The following is a 20,072-nucleotide window of genomic DNA, read 5'->3' as shown; positions in this document are numbered from 1 at the left end:
CTGATCGGCTGACCAGCACTGTCCGGACGGGGGCCCTCGCGTGACCGCCGGCACCGAACTCCTCACCGTCCCCCAGGTCATGGAACGCCTCCAACTCGGCCGCACCGCCGTCTACGACCTCATCCGCACCCGGCAACTCCCCTCCCTCACCCTCGGCCGCGCCCGCCGCATCCCCACCCACGCCCTCACCGACTTCATCCACACCCGCCTCGACCAGGAAGCCGCCGCCTGATGGCCACACCCCGCGACACCCCCGCCTGTCGCCGCACCCGCGCCAACGGCGACGGAACCGTCTACCAACGCAAGGACAGCCGCTGGGAAGCCGCCGGATACGTCCTCGCCCCCGGCAACACCCGCAAGCGCGTCCGCGTCTACGGCACCACCCGCAAGGAAGCCCTGGCCAAGCTCACCGAGAAGATCGCAGCCAGCAACCGCGGCCTCCCCGTCTCTTCCGCTCAGGGCAGCGTGGCCGCGTACCTGACGTACTGGCTGGAGAACGTCGCCGTCCACCACCTTCGCGAGAACACCCACACGCGATACGCCGCCTGCGTCGACCAGTACCTGATCCCCGGCCTGGGCAAGAAGAGGCTCACCAAGATCACCGCCAAGGACGTCCGCACCTGGCTCAACCAGCTCCGCACCACCTGCCAGTGCTGCACCCGCGGCCTCGACACCGCCCGCGACCAGCCCCGCTGCTGCGCCGCCGGAGCATGCTGCTCCAAGCGGCTCTCCCCACTGACGCTCACGTACATCCACTCCGTACTCAAGTCCGCCTTGGAGCACGCCGTCCGCGAGGAAGAGATCCCGCGCAACGTCGCCCGCAACGTCCGCACCGGCACACCCCGGCCCCGACGCTTCGAACCCCTCTCCGCCGACGAAGCCCGCCAGCTCCTCACCACCACGCAAGATCACCGGTTGCACGCGCTGTTCGAACTCGCCCTCCACACCGGACTGCGCAAGGGCGAACTCCTCGGCCTTCGCTGGGAAGACCTCGACCTCGGCTCGGGCACCGCCGCCATCCGTCGCACCCTTCAGCGCACCAGCGCAGGCGGGCTCACCACACTGCCCACCAAGACCCGGGCCTCCGAGCGCCGCATCGCCCTCCCCACCCGCTGCATCCAGTCGCTGAAGCACCACCACGAACAGCAGCAGCACGAGCGTGAGGCCGCAGGCACCACGTGGCAGCACAACGGGCACGTCTTCACCACTCCCCAGGGCAGGCCGATCGACCCGACCAACCTCACCCGCACCTTCACCACGCTCCTCCGCCGCGCCGGCCTCCGCCGCATCCGCTTCCACGACCTCCGGCACTCGACCGCGACCCTGCTCCTGGAACAGGGCGTCGAACTCGTCGTCATCAAGGAACTTCTCGGCCACGCCCACATCGGCGTCACCGCCACCGTCTACGCCCACGTCCGACTCCGCCTCCAGCGAGACGCCATCAACACCCTCAGCACCGCGCTCGACAGCCCGAAGACCACCGAGACGGCACGCTCCGATGGCGACGAACCGCCGCCCCGGAACGCCTTCGTCCGCTGACGTTGCCGTCAACTACTGCCGTCACCCCACGCAAAAGCCCCACCAGGACACGCCTGGCGGGGCTTCAGATTTGCATGAGCGATCACATCACGGCAGTTAACTCCCACCACCGAGTGGCAGATCCGGCAGGCCATCCAAGAGAGCCCTCACCTCATCCTTGGTCGCCCCTACGCGCGTCTGAAAGTCGCGGTCATCTCCGGTCTCAAGCGCTTCCATCATCAGCGCTTGAACCAGGAAGAATTCCGCTCTAGGCATCGTGATCACGATCTGCTCCCCGCGATCTTCTACGTGCATCAAAATCGCCCTCTCACTCCGATCTGAAGTTCCTGGTGAAGTACCTATACCCCTCTTGAGGTGCGAAGACAGTACCACCGTCCCTCGACCTGGGGTTGCGGATCACAATTACTCCGTTCCGCCAATAAGCAGACGCACCATCGGATCGCACGCGACGCTCGCCGTTCAGGATTACACCTTCAATCATGTCGGCGAATTGTGCGCGGGTCCGAATTCCGGGGAACTCCCCCTGCTCTACAACATGCTTCTGGAAAGCATGGCCGTCCGCTCCAGCGAGCTCCTCCGCTGCGAGCCGAGCTTGAAGTCGGGGGCCATCCGCAACGTTGCAGCCGCCGGAATTGTGAACGAGTACTGGCGTAGCCCCCGCCAGCACATAGTACGTGTGCAGGTCGTCAACCGTCAGGTTGTAGGTAGTCGCCGCCCTGGTGAAGGCCTTGTTGTCCGTGATGATAACGGTCGTGCCATCATCGGTTAGGAGCGTCATCCCTGGCGTGAGGTTCGCTGCGTCAACCCAAGCGTCTTGCGATGGAGACCAGAAGGGGTGCTCGTGGGTCGCCGTGAGCTTTTCGATACCATCTTCTGTGGCAATCGACAAATCGTTGAAATGCTTGTCGTGCCTGGTGACAATCAGATGGGTGACTTTGCGGGGTCCGCTTTCGCCGGTTTCGGGATCCGCGGCTTGAACGGTGTCGCCGACTATGACGTCTTCGATGGCTTTGCTTGAACCATCCGCCATGAGTACGCCCGTTCCGGCCAAGAAGCAATTGTTACAATTCGCTCCAACTCTTGCGCGACCGCCCTTATACCAACGAATCCCCGGCCTCGCCGCAAAGAATCCCAGAGAACCACCAGTCATGCCCGTCTCTACGCCGAATTTATAGAGATGGTTTCTTGTGTCGCACAAGGAGTCACCTTCAAGGCACGGCAAGTCAGGAATCGGCACCTCGTCGGCTGACGACGCTACCGAAGAACAACTACTTGCCGTCGCCCAAACGCATACACCGTTCGTTGACTGGTACTGATAAGTCGGCGGCGTAGTGTTATAGACCGTTGACTTCGTTCGGTTGCCAGGCCTTCCACTGTTAGCTGTTCCACCGGGACTGCTGTAGCTCTCACCGTTCTCCGCGTAGAGCGTGTTAGCAGACTTTGTGGGTTTGCCAGGTTCGTGCCCCGGGGTGGTGTTCTGATAGTCGGGACTCGGGCGAGTCGGGCAATCGAGATCTGAACACAGGCCTGTGGGGTCTGAGTTGGTGATGGGGCTGTTGCTGCTGTAGGCGTACCCGTTCATCTGCAGGGGGTTTGCGATGTCGATGATGGGGTCGGCGGAGAGGAAGCGGCCCGAGTTCTGGTCGTATTCGCGCGCTCCGATGTGGGTCAGGCCCGTGGCCTGGTCGTCGATGCCGACGCCGAGGTAGGTGCGCTTGTTCGGCCAGGTAGTCGGTTTGGTGCCGCGGAGTTCGCCGTACGGTTTGAACTCACGGCGGGTCATGGGCTGAGTGGTGGAGAGTTCGACTGCTGTGTTGGCTGTGCCGAGGTGGTCGGCTATGAGGACGTTGAGTTTGTGGCCTGTTGTGGCGCCGTTGTTTGTTGTGCGGACGACCGTGGGGGCGCCTGGCTGTGTGTAGGAGCGGGAGGCGCGGGTGATGGTGCCGCTGGCGTTGGTGGTGAGTTCGGTTTCGCCCAGGTACAGGGTGGAGCCGGACGGAGAGTTCTCGAGGAGGCGGTTGCCGCCGGCGTCGTAGACGTATGTGGTCTTCGTGCCGTCGTCCGTGATGGAGTCGAGCTTGTTCTCCTGTGTCCAGACCAGGCTCTGCGATGTGTCGTGCAGGTTCCGGATTTCGGTGTTGCCGGTGGCGTCGTACCGGTAGGTGCTGTTCTTCCCGGCTGGCGTGGAGGCGATCGACGTCATCGTGTGCGGCTGGGCCGTGGCCGCGGCCGTGGTGCCGTTGTTGGTGACGGTCTTGCCGTATCCGTAGGTGTATTTGGTGTTCTTCGACGGGTCGGCTGTGTCGTGTTCGGTCATGGTGGCCCGGTTGCCGATCCAGTCGAAGGTGAAGGACTGGCGGTAGGCGGTCGTGCCGGTGGACAGCGTGGTCGCGTCAGGAGCTGCAGCGGCCAGAGATGCTGCTAGGGAGGTGTCGGGCGTCTCCGCGTCCGTCTGTGCGTCAGGTGCGTCCGCGACGGGGCCGGAGGAGTTCTGGTAGTTGGTGCGGTGGCCCCATGTGGTGCCGTTGGCTGCTTTGCAGCCGGTGGCGTTGCCGGTGGGCGTCATGTTGGACGTCCAGGCGTGGGCGAGTTCGCCCATGACGTCGTAGGTGAAGCACTGGGTGTCCCAGACGCCTTGGGCTGCGTCGCCGTGGTTGCGGCTGTTGGAAGTGATCAGGCCGGATGCGTCGTAGGAGTAGTAGCTGTCGGTGATGCGGTGGGGGCCTGAGGTTTCGCGGTCGGTGACGGTGCGCTGCAGGCGGCCGGTGTGGGGGTCGGTGAAGTTGGTCGTCCACACGCGGTGGGGCTGGGGTCCGGAGACGGTGCGCAGTACTTCGCCGTACGGGGAGTGGGTGGCGTCGGCTGTGTACCAGGTCAGGCCGGAGGTGGACTCCGGTAGCCCGTCGCTGGTGTAGCGGTTGACGACTTTCTCCTTTGCCAGGCCGCCTGCGGCCGGCAGCGTGACGGACTGGAGTTTGCCCGTCGGGGTGTAGGTGTAGGTGTTGGCGTAGGTACCGGCCAGGCCCGTGGTCATCGAGTTGGCCGGGATGACCGTCTCGGTGCCGGTGGGGCGGTATTCCGTGTCGTAACCGGTGATGCGGTTGGTGTAGTCGCCGGTGTCGGTGTGCCGCTTGGAGGTGTAGGGCTGGCCGATGCCGCCGGGCGCGTCGTCGTAGGTGTATTCCTTGACCGGGGTGGAGGTTGCGGAACCTTCCCTGACCTTGGTGACGCGGCCGAGGAGGTCGTATTCGGTGAACGTCTCCTGCTGGCGGGCGTTCTTGATGTGGTTGGGGCGGTCAGCCGTGTCGTACCCGGTGTCCGTGGTGCCGGTGTCGGGGTCGGTGGCGGAGGTGAGGCGGCCCCGGGCGTCGTACTCGTACGTCCAGGTGTTGCCTGCCGGGTCGACGACACCGGTGCGGTGGCCACGGGCGTCGTACTCGTAGGCTGTCACGCGCCCGTTGTTGCTGGTGTCGTCGGAGTAGTGGCGGATCGAGGTGACTCTGCCGAGAGTGTCGGTGTAGGTGCGGGTCCGCGGGGCGGTTGAGCCGGCCGGATTGACGTATGTGCTGGTGTCGTAGTACGTCGTGTGGGCGGCGTGCACATAGGTGCCGCTGTGGTAGGTCGCCACACGGACGGGCCGCTCCAGGCCGTCGTAGCGGTGGTGAAGCCAGCTTGGTATCAGTGACAGTGACTTGGGTGCAAACAGTTCGGTGACGGGTTCCCCCTTGGCGAGGTAGCCGGCTGTCTGCTCGTGGACCAGACCGTGGTCGTTGTACGTCGTGCCGGTGATGATCCGGCCGGGACCGTGGGCCTCGGACTGTGTCTGCACTGGGCGCAGCAGGCCGTCGTAGATCGTCACCTGCGTGCTGTAGGTGCCGTCGTCCTTGAGTGTCCGGGTCGTGACGGCAGGGGGCAGGGCCTTGCTCGGAGTGGCGGCTGCCGTCTGGTAGGCGATCTCGACGTTCGGTGACTGGTTACCGGAGGAGCGGGACGGCGACCAGCCCTTGATCAGACGGCCGAGAGCGTCGTACTCGTTGCGGCTCACCCGGCCGTTGGCGTCGGTGACCGTCAGCGCGAGGCTGCGGCCCGGGTCCAAGGTCGTGGTGACCGTGTGCCCCTTGGCGTTGATCACCTTCATGGAGGTGACCGGGCCGCCCTCGTCGGCGGGGGTGTACTGGGTCTCGGTCACACCGGCACCCGGCTTGGTGATCTTCCGGATACGGCCGAGGGGGTCGTATGTGCTCGTGGTGACAACGGAGTTGGATATTCCGTCTCCGTTGGCCTCGGCGGACGATGTGACAAGGCCCTTGGTCGGCGTCTGTCCGTGGCCCAGGCCGTCGTAGCTGAGCTGCACGTCCTTGATGAGCCGGGTCTTGGGGTCCGCGGTGTCGTGGGCAGCGCAGGTCGTTCCCGTACTCCGCTGCTTCTTCGGCAAGCCGATCAGCCACGTGGTCGTGTTGTGTACATACGACGTGACCGTGCATGTCTGCTCGGACAGCGTCTCGCCGGTGCCGTTCGGCTTGACCACGGCCGTCTCGACCTGGGTCGGCAGGCCATAGGTGTCGTCGACCTCGGTCAGTGTCCTGACAGCGCGCCAGCTCGAATCGGCTTTCTGGATCTCATCCGTGCGCTTGATGCCGGTGCGGTGGGCCAGCAGCGGCTCCAGTTCGGTGCCGTTCTCCGCCTCCCGAGGACGGGACGCGGTCTGCTTCGACCAGGGAAAGTTCAGCGTGCGCTTGGCAATCGGCCTGATTCCGTCCGGGTCCTTGCTCGAGTCCTTGTAGGTGATGCTTTCTGCTGTCATGCCCGCGTACTGCGGAGCATCGTCGGCGAGCAGGGTGTAGGCCTGTGTGGAGTCCTTGACCGCTCCGCCCACGCCCTGGAAGTAACGGGTCTCCGAGTAGGACTGGGACTGCGTGATGCCCGCCGTCGTCGAGCTGGACTTGCTGCCCTTGGTGGCGGCTACCTGGCGGTAGCCGCGCCAGTCGCTGTAGGTGTGCAGTGCCGTGCGGGTGAACTCGTCGTCGCTCTTGGCCCAGGCGGGACCGGTGTAGGCGTACTGCGTGGTGACGGGTCTGCCGTGCGAGGTGACCTTGTCCGTCTCGGTCACCGAGTCGACGACGTATTTGTTGAACCACGCTTTGGCCGGCGTCTTCTCGTCTCCGTCCGGCGACCAGCGCACGGGATAGCAGGTGCCGTTGTCTTCGCCCTTGTCCTCGGCAGGTTCGCTCGCACAGCCGCCCGTGTACTCGATCTCGATGTCGGCGCCGTTCGAGGTGGAGATGGTCCCGATGCGCGGGCGGGTGTAGCCGGGACGCTGATCCGCCTTGCCGTTCGTCACCAGGTTGGGCAGCTGACGGTCCAGGAGGCGGGCTTGCATCTCCTTGGGTGCCTGGGTGCCGACGGTGTACTGGGTGAAGCTGATGCCGTCTTTGGACTGGAGGGTGCCGGTGTTGTCGCCGGGGGCGTAGCCGGTGCGGGTGATGGAGTTGAGCCACAGGCCGGGTGAGGTGTCGTACCAGTCCTCAGGGAACGACTGCCGGAGTGTGTACTGGTCGACTTTGCCGAGACCGGTCTGCCCGGCACGGGCGGCCTTCGTCGTCACCGTGTCCAGGCGCAGCTGCGTCCAGAAGGAGGGGAAGGCGGGGCACAGGTCGGAGGTTGACTTGCAGTTGAGGTTGCCGGGCGTGTCCCACCAGGGGCGGTAGGCGCCAGGGTCGTCGGTCTTGGCGAAGTTGTCCGGATCGCAGGCGGTGTCGGATCTCAGGCAGCGCTGCTTGGCCCCGAAGTCCACGGTGGCCGACGGCTTGGTCAGGCTGTCGGGGCGCATGCCGTATTCGATAGAGGCGGGGTAGGCGTAGCGGTCGTAGCGCTCCGGGGACGTGAACTTCTTGCGGACGGCGTAGTAGTTCGTCTCCTGCTTCCAGTTGACGATCATTGTGTTGCCGTGGACGTCGACGACCTTGTCCAGGCCCCAGCGCCAGGCCTGCTGCTTGCCCGTGCCGCATCGCGAGTCCGCGAAGGAGTTCGTGTGGCAGGGCTCGTTGGGGTGGTTGCCGAAGACGGGGACCGTGGAGACGGAACCGGTGTCGGCGTGGCCCCCGCCGACCTGGTTGAGTCCGTAGTAGTAGCGGGTGCCGTCGGTGGTGGTGACGACCCAGTACTCGCCGTTGTTGTCGCCGTTGGTGCCGCCGACACGGCGCTCGACCCGGGTGCCGTCGTCCTGCTGCGGACGGTATACCTCGGTGTCCTGTTCGGGGTTACTGCCGGAGGCGGCGTCCCGCACCAGTTCAGTGGTCTTGCCACGCAGGGACATCACGGCGTTGTACGAGACCCAGCACAGGTCAGTCGTCTTGTCCTTCGTGGCCGTGTTGTTCGGAGTGCCGGCGGTGAGCGTCTTACGGTCGTCCTGGCAGGTGCGGTAGCGGCGTTCGATGTGGCCGGGATCGTAGGACCAGCCCTCCCCGATCCATGAGCTCTGGGGTGAGGAAACGGCCGTACGACCATCCACCGTCTGCGAGTTGTAGTCGAAGGAGACCGACGGCGTAGGACCTGCGGGCGGACTCGGCACGGTCAGGGGATAGGACCAGGTGAACGCACCCGATGATCCTCCCGCCTGCCACTTCCCGTCAGCCGCCAGTGGGGTTGCCGTGAAGGAGCCGCCGGCGCCCTTGCCGGAGTCGATCGCGCCGACGACCGCCGTACTGGCAGCGGCCGCTGCGGAAGTTGCGGTGTCCTTCCGGTAGCCGGCTTGGACCACACCAGAGTTCTTCTCCGGAGTCCCATCAGCCGACGCTGGCGTCGCTCCTGTGTCCGCCGCCGGGTCGATCGTGGCGGTGAGGGACTTGGACGCCGTGTCGTTGAGTGTCTCAAGTTCTTCGTACGTCTGGCACGCCTCGTCGTTCGGCGTCGTCAGATAGCAGTCGGGGAACTGGACGAAGCGCAGCCGGGAAGCCCAGTCGGCGCCGTAGAGCAGTTCGAACTTGGCGTAGTCCAGCCTGGCCGAGACCGGGACAGCGCCGGCATCGGGTGCCTGCACCACCAGCACGGCACCATCCACGCCTTGGCTGATCTCCTCGGCGCGGTCGGGAATGCTGACGTGCCAGGTGCCCGTCGGAGCTGGATGGCCGCTCGCCTGGCCGAGACTGACAGGGAGGGAGCCAACGGGGGTCAGCCCGGCGGCCTGGGCTGCCGAGTTTGTCTTTTGAGCCGAAGCGGAGCCCGCGCTTGAGCCGAACGGGACCGAGCCATTCAGGTTGGACGGGGGATTCACGGTGTTGGTGGGCGCCGCGAGCATCTCCGCGGGAACCCGGGCCCTGAGAGCCGCCAAGTTCCGCTTGGCCACCGTGCCGGGCACGGGCTCTTCATCCTCGAGTTTCTCGAGCGTCAGCGATTCCCGGCCAGTTTCCGCCTTCGCCGGATCCGGAGGCAGCGCGAACGATTGCGCGGGCAGCAATCCCACAAACAACGCGGCCGCAACGACAGGCACCACGGTGCGTGCCAGACGACGATGGCGAGCAGAAGGCAGTCGATCGAACACGGCGAGGTCTCCCGGACCACTTGGAGCGGGACCGGTAACGGACCACGCACGATGACGTATCAGACACGGAGATTCTGTGATCGTTTCGCGAGTAAACGCCAGAGTCGACAGGTCGATGTGATGATCACCACGGGATGTAACGGAGCCGCAGAGCCGGAATAGGGTAAAGGCGAGACGAAGCTCCACATCACAGCAGATCACCCTTTTGGCCACAACCGGGCATTTCGCCACATTGCGTGGCGAAGGGTATGACCTTTTGTGACAAAAAAACCGGGTTTTCTAGGATTCCCCCGCTGCTCTGCCTCTGATTTACCCGGCCACACGGGATGTCTGTTGCCATCAGCCGGGAACCGCGCGACTACTCCTTCACCACACTCACAACTTCGCCACAGGGTGACGACGCGTTCCCCATAGGTCATCATCGGCTGGCCCGACCGCACCACGTGCACGTGTGGGCTCCGAGGGGACACAAGGCAGAAGGGGATCTCGCCCGATGACGCGCATATCGCGCCGCGCACTGGGACGTGGGGTCGGTGTGGCGGTTCTCGCGACTGTGGTCGCTGCAACCGGCATCGTCTACGCCGGACTGGAACTGGACGGCGACGCCACGCCTGGCGGCGGTCATGACCGGCCCGCAAAATCCGTGAGCGAAGCCACAGCTGTGCGGGAAGCTGCACGAAGCGGCAAGAACGTCGAGGTGACCGCAGCGCGGACCTCTCACTCCACCACATGGGCCCGTCCCGACGGGCTGATGGCGAAGCAACTGCACTCTTCGCCGATCCGCGCCAAGGTGGGCGGGGAGTGGAAGCCGATCGACACGAGTCTGCGCCGGACCAAGAACGGGTGGGAGCCGCGAGCCACCAACACCCGGATGGTTTTCTCGGCCGGTTCTGACGAGCACGCCGAGCAGCGTGCCTCCCGTGCGTCCGTGCAGCGAGTCTCTCTGGTGAAGCAGGCGTCCGTGGAGGACACCGGAACCCCGCTGGTCACGTTGTATGTGGACAATGGCACAGATGCGATACAGCTGACGTGGCCCGGCCCCGTCCCCGCACCGATCATCGACGGGAACCGGGTGCTGTACCCGGAGATCTTCCCGGGTGGTGACCTGGTGCTGACCGCCGACGATGACGGATTCGGTCAACTGGTCGTGCTGAAGAACCGTGCTGCTGCCGCCGATCCGCATGCCCGGCAGCTCCTGTACGGCCTGCACTCCGCAACCCTGACCTTCCGCCTGAGCCCGCGCTCCGGCATCATCAGCGCCGAAGATGCTTACGGCACCGAAGTAGCCGTGTCCTCCACGCCACTGATGTGGGACAGCAGCGGCAAGCCGGCCGTGACCGACGGCAACGTAGGGGCAACGGCCCAGCCGACGGCTCCGGAATCCCCCAACGCCAGCGACCCCGGCAGCCCCTCGCCGACCGACAACCCGAGCCCGAGCCCCACAGACGACGAACCCGTGGAGTCCGACGAGCAAAGTGACACCGACGTGGAGGACCTGCCCTCGGCGACCGACGGGCCACCCCCCACGGTCTCGGAGTCTCCTCTGCCGTCCGCGCCGGCAGAGCCGACGCCGGCACCTTCCCAGACTGGTTTGGCATCGACACTGAGCCTGCCACTGCTCGACGGCCCGTCACCGGATTCCCGCGGCGCGCTGGTGGAGGTCGACCTGTCCGACGGGGCCTGGGCTCTTACTCCTGACCAGGACCTCCTGAATGATCCGGAGACCACCTATCCGGTCTTCATCGACCCGTCGGTCAAGAAGCACACCCAGAACTGGACCACTGCGTACGACCGCCATCCCAACGCCACCTTCTACAACGGCGCGGGCTTCAACAAGGGCGGCACCCACGAGGCCCGCGTCGGATTTGAATCCGACACATGGGGCACCTCGCGCTCCTTCTTCAACATCTCCTTCGACAAGGACCTGAAGGGCACAAAAATCACCAGCGCCAGACTGCGGGTGCTGGAGACCTACTCGTGGTCCTGCAGCGCCCGCTCGGTCAGCGTTCACCTCACCGGACCGATCAACTCCCGTACCAACTGGAAGAACGCGCCCGAACTCCACGACGGCAACAAGCTGGCGACCAAGAGCTTCGCTCACGGCTACAAGTCCGGCTGCCCCGACGCACACGAAACCTTCGACGTGAGAAGCGGCGCCCAGAATGCCGCCGATGACGGCGAGGACACCATCACCTTCGGGCTGCGCGCCCGTGACGAAGACTCCCAGTACGCCTGGAAGAAGTTCCGGGCCAACGGTGACGACGCGCCCTCCATGGTCCTGGTCTACAACCGCAAGCCGTCGATCGTCTCCAATTCCCTGGACCTTGGTCCGGACGGGAGGTGCACGACCACCAAGCCGTACGTGCGCATGGGCTCGGGCGACCTCACTTTTACCGCCAAGGCCACGGACAAGGACAAGAACCTCGACTATTTCGACTTCGACCTCTGGGAGCTGGGCAAGTGGGACACCACGGGTGACCGGCTCGGCTCGACGGGCAAGGTGTCCGTTGGAGGCGACACCGGTACCGCTCTCGGCATCACTGACAGGTTCCCCACCGGCGGGCTCAAGAACGGTGCCACGTACTCGTGGCGCGTCCGCGCGGTGGACGACGCAAAGTCCACCTCGGGGTTCTACCCGACGAAGGCACCGTGCCGGTTCGTTCTCGACACGGCCGCACCGCGACCACCGGTGGCGTCCTCCAGCGACTACCCGAACGCCGATGGCAGCAATAACGGCTTTGGCAGCGGCGCCGAAGACTCCAACTGGAGCACCAAGAAGTTCGGCACACCAGGGTCCTTCACCTTCCGCGCCCTCAACACCGACGTCGTACGCTACGAGTACGGGTTCAACTCACCCAGCTACACCGGCTCCGCGTCAAGACAGGCCGGATTGCCCACTTCGCATCAGTCCACTGTCACCGATGCCAAGCCACCGGCCGCCGGACCGAACGTACTGTACGTACGGGCCGTCGACAGTGCCGGAAACCCCTCGGAACCGACGAAGTACTTCTTCTACGTCACCCCACGCGACCAGGCTGACGCGCCCGGGGACTTCACCGGTGACAAACTCGCCGACCTCATGGCTGTGACCAAGGACGGAAACCTCTACCTCTACCCCACGCAGTTCGACAAGGACCTCGTCAAGGGCACCGGCGACCTCGACTACTCCATGCCAGGCGCCTACCGCGCCAATCCTGACAAGGACCCCAACGGCGGCGACGAAGAGCCTCCCTACGTGCAGGCACCTGCCGGTCATTTCAAGGGCGCCCTGATCACCCACAACGGTGACATCACGGGAGGCGACGGCCTCCAGGACCTCGTCGTCCGCCTCGACGGCAGGCTCTGGGTCTATCCCGGAGACGGCTACGGCGCCGTCAACATCGACAAACGCCAGGAAATCCTCCTTCCCAACAACGCGCCCGATCCAGACGACCTCACCCAGATCGCGGCCGCAGGCGACATCACCGGCGACGGACGTACCGACTTCTTCGCCACCGTCCACACCGACACATCCGACGAACTGTGGGCCTTCACCGGATACCACGGCGCCACCGTGGAACAGGCAGTACTTCTGACCACCTCCTCCACATGGAATGAACGCGACATCGTCACCGTCCAGGATGTCTCCGGCGACGGCATCGCCGACCTGCTCTTCCGTACCGACGCCTCCGGAAGACTGCTCCTGCGCAAGGGAATCCCTGCATCCGGCGGCGGCGTCGACCTCACCTCGCTCGCCCTCTCCGGCAACTCCGCCGGCGGAGCCGACACCGAGTACGCCGCCTCCGGCTGGTCCAAGACCAGCGTGCCCATGCTCATGGGCACTCCCGATGTCAACGCGGACACCATCCCCGACATCTGGGCCATCCAAGCCGACGGCACCGTCAAGTACCACGCAGGCAGCAAGACCGCCCTCTCCGGTTCAGGAATCCAGGTCATAGGCGCCAATCCACACTGGCCCACTCGCATCGCGATCGGCTGAGAACGCCCTTGAGAGGTCCGCCACACGGCGGACCTCTCCCTTTTTGCAACTACTGCTTCGAGCTCCTGCACCCGGTGAGAAGTGAGCGAGCCACGCCACTGCCTCAGCCGCGAGGAGGCCGCCGCACGCGGCGGCACGAGCGCCACAAAGCCGGGTCACGACGCGTCCCGTCACGCCCGGCCTTACCGGCCGGCGTGGGAAGCCGACAGACCGGAGACGTACCGCTGGCCAGGGCGGGCGCGGACGCAGTGCCCGGCGTGTCCGGACGCCGGCTCAGATCCCCCGGCAGCCGTGGTGATGATCCATTCGGCGGCTTCGGCATCGGTCATCAGAAGCGCCTGCGTCGGGTGGACGTCGCCGTCCAGGAGCCGCGGACGGCCCGGTATCCAGCGCGTTGCCGAATACCGGGCCGTGGCTTCGTCGGCGTCTACGGCGCGGCCAGGAGCCTGCCCCAAGCGGACAGGTCGTCCGCCGAATCGCCCTCCGTGCTTGCCGAGTAGGCCGTCGAGCCGGCCTGGACCTGAAGGACGAGGCGCTGGGCCAGGAAGGCACGCTTCGCCGTCACCCGGGCGTCACCGGTGAACACTCTCCTCACCAGCTCGCCCACGTGTTCGGTGTGTACCTCGTCAAAGGTGAAGTCGTCCAGCATGACCCGCACGCCTCCGGGATGGTTGCGCGCCCCCATAATGAGGATCCAGACGTCGTGTCCGCGGATGTCACCGTCCCACTCCGCGACCCAGGCGCCGCCCTCCTCCCGTTCGCTGGGCGTGGCGTCGGCCACGCCCAGCGAACGCAGCGCTGCTGCGAGTTCCGCCAACGCGAGCGGTCTGTTGCCACTGCGTGTCATGGCTACAGTCACCCTCCAACTGTTTAGGCGGGGAGACGACATTCTCATTGATCTGACGCCTCGCGGGTCGGTCCGGGGGGCTCTACGACGTCATGATGCGGTCCGACAAGGTGGCTGCCATAGTGCCGGTCCGCGCGGTCTGGTCCGGGATCTACGCGACGCGCGGGCCGTCAGGCCGGATCGCGGAGCTCGGAGTGGCACTCAACTCCCCGTCGGTGTTGACGCTGTGGGGAGCACTGTTCCGTCGGACACGCGCTCCCGGTACGCGAACGGTCAGTGTGCCAGGATGCGTGGATGGTGCAGTCTTACGCAGCGTGGGAGAAACGTGTACAGGATCTGGTTGAGTCCCTAACGGGTCCCGACTCGGAGCGCATGCGCGGGCACGTTCTTGACTTCCTCAGGGCCGGTGAGCACGGGCTCGCTGTCGAAACGCTTGCCGACTGGATCGGGGATCTGGAGGAACCCGCGGTCGTTGCGCCAGCCGACCGTGCAAGGGTGCTCGAGCTGGCGTCGGACTTTCCCGAGGAGACACGGATTCGTGTGAGGCATGCTCTGACTGATAGCTGCCGACGGATGAGGCACAAGGTCGGTGGAGTCCTCATGACCGGGCAGCGGGTGCACAGGGCACTCGATTCATTCTTCTGGCAGTGACGCGGCAATTCCCTCACGTGGGCGCCCGCCTCGCTGGAGGCTTCTGACCAGCGTGAACGGTGGCGATGGCTGTCCATGCCCCTCTACGAGGAGGGGTGTTGTTGCATCCACGTCTGCAACTGGGTCACAGCACCCAGAATGTCGGTCCGAGCAGCGTCCAGGTCATCTGGGCCGGCCCTCTGAGCGCTGTCCTGCGCACCGTCGATGATCTTGTAGGCGCCGGAAAAGTGCTCATCCCCGGCAGGATCGCTCTCCATCGCGGCCCGTAGATCACTCAAGGTGGTCAGCACCCAAGTCAGGTGGTCTGTGCAATCTGCCTCACCGCAACCCGAGTACTGCGTCGCCTGGACCTGGGCCCACACGTCTTCCACCTTCTTGGCCTGCGCCGCGCCCGTGCTTCGCGAGCTGGGGCTTGCCTCCCCCGCATCGCACCCGGACGTTCCCCACGTCACCGCGATCCCCAGCACGACACTTGCCGCCAGCCCCACCGCGCGCGTCTTCGTCATGCGCACGATCAAACAGGGAGCGGGTGCCCAAGTCCAGAAGAAGACGGGAGCTGCCGGTACGAGGTCGGCGTAGCGGCTTTGGGCAAGACCTGCCATGGGGCGACTCATCATGGCCCCTAAGCTCAGGCGCCTACCGTCCCATGGCGGGAAACTCGATGACGCCGACCGCCGCGCGAAGAAGCTCAGGTCAAAGGCGCCGTAGGGAATCGCCGTGCGGCGAACGGTCACGGCTGGCGGCAGGGTGCTGGGGACGACAGGGCGGGGTCGAGGCTGCGGGCCCGTTCGTCGGCGGTGCGGCCACCCAGCAGGCGCTGGACCGTCACGGGCGGGACGGCTGTGAGCAGGCCGACTTGGTGGACCACGCTGCACGCTGGCACAGCCGGCCGTGCCTGGGGGCATTGATACGCGGCACGCCGGCAGGGGGTCGTAAGCGTCGTGCGTTGCGGCTCTTGGACCTGAACGCCTCTGGCGCCAGGCCCGGATGTAACGCTTTTCGCGTCCTGGCCCAAGAACAAGTGACGTGCGGTTGAAGCACACCGGTGAACCTCCGCAGCGGAGGACCGGGAGCCTTGGACGAGCAGGAGCTGTTTGTGGATGACCCGGAACGGTTACGGGGTGAGCCCGCTGCGTTGGTACGTGACCCGCAGCTCTTCGAGGAGTTCTACCGGCGCCACGTGGACGCGATGATGCGTTTCGTGGCCCGGCGCGTCGACGACCCGCATACCGCGGCCGACCTGACGGCCGAGATCTTCCTCGCCGTCCTTGACTCGGCCCATTCCTACCGGCCGTGCCGCGGCAGCGAGACCGCCTGGCTGTACGGCATCGCCCGCAACGTCGTCTCGTCGGAACGCCGCCGCATAGCCCGGGAGAGGGAACGCGATCTGCGCATCTGCGGGCGGCGACTGCTGGAGGCCGACGACATCGCCCGCATCGAGGACAAGCTCGATGCGGCCAGCCCCGGGCGGCACGTCCTGGCCGCGCTCGAAAGGCTCCCCGAGGGTGAACGGGCCGTCATGGAGCTGATCGCGGTGGACCAGCTCACGGTCACGGAGGCTGCGGCCGCGCTGGGCATCCGCCAGGTCACGGCCAGGGTCCGACTTCACCGTGCGCGCAAGACACTGCGGCAAGAGGCGGACTCCAAGACCACGGGCACGCATCACGCAGCTGTCCGGGCACGTTCCACGGGAGCGGGCACGGGGCCGGCGGACACATCGCTGCCGTACGTCGCGAGGGGAGAAGCATGAGCACGAAGAGGACGTTCGAGGACCGGCTCCTGGACGAACTGCACAGGGAGATCGAGGTACGCCAGGCCGGCGTGTGCCGGACCGGGCCCACTGAGACGGCAACGGGCGAAGGCACGCTGAAGGCTTCCGGGCGGCGTCTGTCCGCCCCGCGCCGCATCGCCGTCACAGCGGCAGCCTGCGCGGCAGCCTGGCTCACCACAGTGATCGTGCCCGGCTCACCGACCGACTCGAGGGCATACGCGGTGGAACGCCACAGCGACGGCACTGTCACCCTCACCATCGAGGACCAAAGCATCGACATCGAGGCCCAGCGCGAACTCGCAAGGCAACTGCGCCCGAACGGTATCGGTGTGACCGTGTCCGAAGTCGCGCCCGGCTACATGTGCCAGCGCAGCAAACCGCGAGAGCTCTACATGACCGACGAACAGGGCGAACCCGTCGGAAAACCCGTCGCTGTTTGGACCTGGGAGATCAAGCGCGAGATCAAACTGTTCCCCGGCCACGTGCTGGCCTTCGAGAACACCACAGGCAGCAACAAGCCGTACGCAGTCATCACCTACTTCGCCAAGAGCCAGGTCGAACCCTGCGTTCCGGTCAAGCGCGCCAACCCAGAAGGCTAGCCTCGATCCTTCTTGACGGGCCGCCGACGAAGTCGGCGGCCCGCTTCGTTGTTGATATCCGGGGTGCAGCGGGCCGTTCCGGTGCGGCAGGAGCCCTCGCGGTCCGCTCACTTCCCCACCAGCCGTCGTCGAGATATCGCGTCTCGGCAGCCGCGCTGAGGTGAGAGTTGACGGCAGCGTGACCGCCGTGGGTTCTGCGCGTTGAGCGAGGTGACAGGCGTGCATCGAGTATTGGGCGGTTCCGGTTCGCCGGCGTGGGTTGGGAACCGCTGGTTTCGATGACCGTCCTGTCATGGCAGGTCGCCCCTGGCCTTCCCCTCGAAGACCAAGGGCTGCGAACTTCCTTACCCGTCCCTCCGCCCAGCACAACCACCCGGCCCGTATCTCAGGGGCGCCGCTGCGTCGGCGGTGAGGCCGCCCGCCAGCAGTGGTCGCAGAAGCAGCCGCTATGCCATTTCCTCAAGAACCGGCTTCCGCGGCCGTCCTACGGATGACGCCGACGAGGTCCCGGTAGCACGGCTGTGAGTGCTGGTCATACCGAGTCAGGTGCGCAGCCGGGCGAGTTCGTCTGCGCGGCGCTGGTCCTTCGGACGGCCGAGGGCCCGCCGCATGCGGATCAGGTCGTCGAGTGCGGCGTAGCGGATGGTGAATCCTGCGGGGTCACGGGTGGTCTGCGCCAAGGTCAGGCAGGGGGTGACATCCATGGCGCCCCAGGGCAGGGCGGGGGTGCACAGGTCTCCGCTGGCACCGGTGACCCGGTACCCCACCTGTGAGCGGTCGAGATCAGGCAGTCCGGTGCAGCCGCACAGGGCCAGGGCGTCGCGCAAAGCGTGCGCCTCGTCAGGAGTGCCGTCCCAGAGCAGGTCGAGGTCCCCGGTCAGTTCGGTCGAGCCGTGCATGATGCCGGCGACCTGGCCGATGACTACCGCGCGCAATCCGGCATCGTGAATTGCTTGGAGGAAGGGGAAGGGATCGAAGCCAAATGCCCCGTCGGTGGCGAAAGTGCCCAGAAGATCGTCGGCTTCCTCTGGGCGGCGCCCGCTGGGGCTACGTTCTCGCGTGGCGTCTTCGGTCCGGGCGATGGCCTGCCGCAGGCGAGGCCGAGCCACCAGTCGGGGGCGACGTCTTTGGGGCTGACAAGCGACAGCGCCGCAGCCGGAGCACTCCACCAGCGCCCGGTAGGCCAGGGCCGCGACCACCGTGCGGAAAGCGGGCACCGTGGACGACCACTGGGATACGGGTACCACAGGCGCCACGCCTCCCGGGACGTCGCTGTCGTGGCGCCAGCTGTCCGGAAGGGCCGGCGGCTGGTAAGCGTGGACAGCACGCAGCCGGGCGGCGATGATCGCGCCGACGGTGGTGCGGACCCGGTCCGGTAAAGGCCGGTGGGTGATGACGTGGCGTAACTGCGCGCTGTTCCAGCCGGCCTCCATCATCGCGGTGATCACGCGGCCCTGATCGGTCAGCAGGAGGTCCGGACGGCGGGCACCGATGTCGAGCAGCAGCCGGATACCCGGATGCATCTCGTCCACCCGCGGCCCGCGCGGCGGCGATGCTGCCGGCTCAGGCTGCAGCTTCGCTGCGAGCCTCGTTGTCGCCGCGGTGGCCGGGACGGAGGGGTGTGGTCTTCTGCTTCGTGGTGTTCTTTCCGATGGTGTTCTTAGTCAGGTGGTCAGCCGACGTCGGGTCATCCACCGGTGGGAAACCCGACATCGGCTGCGACCTGCAGCGTTGCTGACTGGGTGAATCGGTGATGACGTACGCTGCCGCACCGAGCGTGCCGTCCGGACGGCGCTCGCGTCCCCGGCGCAGGAAGCCATGCTTCTCCAGCTCCTTGAGCCCGCTCCTGACGGCTGCCTCGCCGTCGCGGCCGCGGCGCGCCAGATCCGCCACGCTGATCCGCCAGCCGTCCCGGTGCGTACTGATCAACCCGAACAGACCCTGCGCCTTGAACGAAAGCCGAGGATCGCGGAACAGGCCGTTCGCGATCTGCGTGAAACGGTCCGCCGCCATCACCCCACGGCGGATCCCCGCCTCGAAACCGGCCCCCGCCCGACTCGACGACCCGGACACGGCCGGGGGCTGCCGGCCGCAGGCCCCCGGCCGGCGTCACCGAGGGCCGGCCGGTCCGTGATCGAGTAGACGATACCGCCGAGCGTCCCGTCATCGCACCGCACCTGCTCACGGACCAGATAGCCGAACCTCTCCAGCTCGCTCACACCGGCACGCACCGCATCCCGCCCATCAGGCCCGGCACCCACCAGGTCAGCGACCGTGACCCGCCAGCCGGTCACATGGGTACTGAGGAAACCGAAAATCCCCTTCGCCCGAAACGTAAGCCCGCTGTCGCGGAACAGGGCATTGGCGACCTGAGTGAACCAGGCGGACGGGGCGGACCCGTCCGCGGCCATCACCCCACGACGAACCCCCACCCCGAGACGAGTCACCGCCCTCCCCCGCAGGCCACGAACACCCGGCCGCCACAGGTCTGCAGCGAGGGGGTAGACGCGAAGTTGCGGTGACCACTGAGCGAAGAAGCGTGGGAGAGGTTCATCCCTTCAGCGCACCCGACGACCCCGACCACACCGACGACCACCAGCCCCGACCACCGGACACGATCCAGCAACAACCACACAAGACCGCCATGGTCAGCCGCGTCCCGCGGGCTTGGCGATCGGCGTTGCTACTGCCAGTTGTGCGCGGCGAGGGGGCCTGTGCCGTTGAAGTGCCCAGCAGGCCTTCACGTGGGTATTCGATGATGTCATGGGGCAGTTCGTGCACGGTAAATCAGGCCAGAGCCATGTACCTGTCCGGTCCTTGGTTGACGGGCTCGCCTTCCCATTCCTCAGCCTCGAAGAAGAAGTCGATCCGCTCGACTTCGTCGCCCTGGCGGTGGTGCACCACCTGGACAAGGCGGAGGTCGGTCGGGTCGACGGTGATCCCGGTCTCCTCGTGCAGCTCGCGGACAGCGCCGGCGGGCAGAGTCTCGCCCCGGTCGAGTCTTCCTGAGGGCATGCGCCACCGACCGTAGCCAATCGCCGCGGGGGTGCCGCTCCGGGAGCGCAACCGGCAGGCCGTTGGTCAGCGGAGTCGCAGACCGCGGACACGGTGTACGACAGGCCGGTCACGGCCACGGCGGAGGACCC

General features: G+C 66.2%; 12 protein-coding genes. 6 read left to right on the top strand and 6 right to left on the bottom strand.

The window, feature by feature from the left end:
• The first annotated feature begins 40 nt into the window (after positions 1–40).
• Both DN051_RS40165 and DN051_RS40160 read left to right on the top strand, forming a co-directional pair.
• Positions 41–232, top strand: coding sequence for a helix-turn-helix domain-containing protein (locus DN051_RS40165; RefSeq protein ID WP_112437576.1), 192 nt, complete (start codon positions 41–43; stop codon positions 230–232).
• Positions 232–1,539, top strand: coding sequence for a tyrosine-type recombinase/integrase (locus DN051_RS40160; RefSeq protein ID WP_112437577.1), 1,308 nt, complete (start codon positions 232–234; stop codon positions 1,537–1,539). The genes DN051_RS40165 and DN051_RS40160 overlap by 1 nt, the downstream gene beginning before the upstream one ends.
• A 307-nt stretch (positions 1,540–1,846) precedes the next feature.
• Here DN051_RS40160 and DN051_RS40150 read toward each other — a convergent pair whose 3' ends face one another.
• Positions 1,847–9,079 (bottom strand): polymorphic toxin-type HINT domain-containing protein, encoded by a 7,233-nt coding sequence (locus tag DN051_RS40150; protein WP_246040794.1) that lies wholly within the window; start codon positions 9,077–9,079, stop codon positions 1,847–1,849.
• 493 nt (positions 9,080–9,572) lie between these two features.
• Between DN051_RS40150 and DN051_RS40145 the strand changes: the two genes are divergently transcribed.
• Positions 9,573–13,058 carry a DNRLRE domain-containing protein gene (locus tag DN051_RS40145; RefSeq protein ID WP_112437579.1) on the top strand — a complete coding sequence of 1,162 codons (3,486 nt, stop codon included), beginning with the start codon at positions 9,573–9,575 and terminating at the stop codon, positions 13,056–13,058.
• Positions 13,059–13,485: 427 nt separating this feature from the next.
• Here DN051_RS40145 and DN051_RS45495 read toward each other — a convergent pair whose 3' ends face one another.
• On the bottom strand, positions 13,486–13,905 hold the full coding sequence (locus DN051_RS45495) for a hypothetical protein (protein ID WP_162624741.1): 420 nt from the start codon (positions 13,903–13,905) through the stop codon (positions 13,486–13,488).
• Between the two features lie 294 nt (positions 13,906–14,199).
• Here DN051_RS45495 and DN051_RS40135 point away from each other — a divergent pair, with 294 nt between their 5' ends.
• Positions 14,200–14,556: a MafI family immunity protein gene (locus tag DN051_RS40135; protein ID WP_112437581.1), complete on the top strand. Its 357-nt coding sequence runs from the start codon at positions 14,200–14,202 to the stop codon at positions 14,554–14,556.
• Positions 14,557–14,639: 83 nt separating this feature from the next.
• Here DN051_RS40135 and DN051_RS40130 read toward each other — a convergent pair whose 3' ends face one another.
• A complete protein-coding gene (locus tag DN051_RS40130) occupies positions 14,640–15,062 on the bottom strand; it encodes a hypothetical protein (RefSeq protein WP_162624742.1) in 423 nt (140 codons plus the stop codon).
• A 590-nt stretch (positions 15,063–15,652) separates the two neighbouring features.
• Between DN051_RS40130 and DN051_RS40125 the strand changes: the two genes are divergently transcribed.
• Both DN051_RS40125 and DN051_RS40120 read left to right on the top strand, forming a co-directional pair.
• On the top strand, positions 15,653–16,306 hold the full coding sequence (locus DN051_RS40125) for an RNA polymerase sigma factor (RefSeq protein ID WP_112441915.1): 654 nt from the start codon (positions 15,653–15,655) through the stop codon (positions 16,304–16,306).
• Complete coding sequence (locus tag DN051_RS40120) at positions 16,303–16,926, top strand: hypothetical protein (RefSeq protein WP_112437583.1); 624 nt, start codon at positions 16,303–16,305, stop codon at positions 16,924–16,926. The genes DN051_RS40125 and DN051_RS40120 overlap by 4 nt, the downstream gene beginning before the upstream one ends.
• A 542-nt stretch (positions 16,927–17,468) precedes the next feature.
• Here DN051_RS40120 and DN051_RS46910 read toward each other — a convergent pair.
• The 3 genes from DN051_RS46910 to DN051_RS40105 form a co-directional block, all read right to left on the bottom strand.
• Positions 17,469–18,449, bottom strand: a complete 981-nt coding sequence (locus DN051_RS46910; RefSeq protein ID WP_246040793.1) for a hypothetical protein — start codon at positions 18,447–18,449, stop codon at positions 17,469–17,471.
• Between the two features lie 40 nt (positions 18,450–18,489).
• A complete protein-coding gene (locus DN051_RS46005) occupies positions 18,490–18,939 on the bottom strand; it encodes a helix-turn-helix domain-containing protein (RefSeq protein ID WP_199314827.1) in 450 nt (149 codons plus the stop codon).
• Positions 18,940–19,713: 774 nt separating this feature from the next.
• The gene (locus tag DN051_RS40105; RefSeq protein WP_112437584.1) at positions 19,714–19,941 is read right to left on the bottom strand and encodes an NUDIX domain-containing protein; all 228 of its coding nucleotides are present in this window, start codon (positions 19,939–19,941) and stop codon (positions 19,714–19,716) included.
• Between the last annotated feature and the right edge of the window lie 131 nt (positions 19,942–20,072).

Origin of the sequence: Streptomyces cadmiisoli (assembly GCF_003261055.1) — a bacterium.
GTDB lineage: Bacteria > Actinomycetota > Actinomycetes > Streptomycetales > Streptomycetaceae > Streptomyces > Streptomyces cadmiisoli.
Note: the sequence above shows the minus strand (reverse complement) of the source record. Positions and strands in the feature narration are given on the sequence as shown.

Bases quoted from the DNA above. Each gene is read 5' to 3' on its own strand.
- DN051_RS45495 (WP_162624741.1), bottom strand. From the start codon at position 13,905: ATGACACGCAGTGGCAACAGACCGCTCGCGTTGGCGGAACTCGCAGCA.
- DN051_RS40120 (WP_112437583.1), top strand. From the start codon at position 16,303: ATGAGCACGAAGAGGACGTTCGAGGACCGGCTCCTGGACGAACTGCAC.
- DN051_RS46005 (WP_199314827.1), bottom strand. From the start codon at position 18,939: ATGGCGGCGGACCGTTTCACGCAGATCGCGAACGGCCTGTTCCGCGAT.
- DN051_RS46910 (WP_246040793.1), bottom strand. From the start codon at position 18,449: ATGCATCCGGGTATCCGGCTGCTGCTCGACATCGGTGCCCGCCGTCCG.
- DN051_RS40130 (WP_162624742.1), bottom strand. From the start codon at position 15,062: ATGACGAAGACGCGCGCGGTGGGGCTGGCGGCAAGTGTCGTGCTGGGG.
- DN051_RS40160 (WP_112437577.1), top strand. From the start codon at position 232: ATGGCCACACCCCGCGACACCCCCGCCTGTCGCCGCACCCGCGCCAAC.
- DN051_RS40145 (WP_112437579.1), top strand. From the start codon at position 9,573: ATGACGCGCATATCGCGCCGCGCACTGGGACGTGGGGTCGGTGTGGCG.
- DN051_RS40135 (WP_112437581.1), top strand. From the start codon at position 14,200: ATGGTGCAGTCTTACGCAGCGTGGGAGAAACGTGTACAGGATCTGGTT.
- DN051_RS40105 (WP_112437584.1), bottom strand. From the start codon at position 19,941: ATGCCCTCAGGAAGACTCGACCGGGGCGAGACTCTGCCCGCCGGCGCT.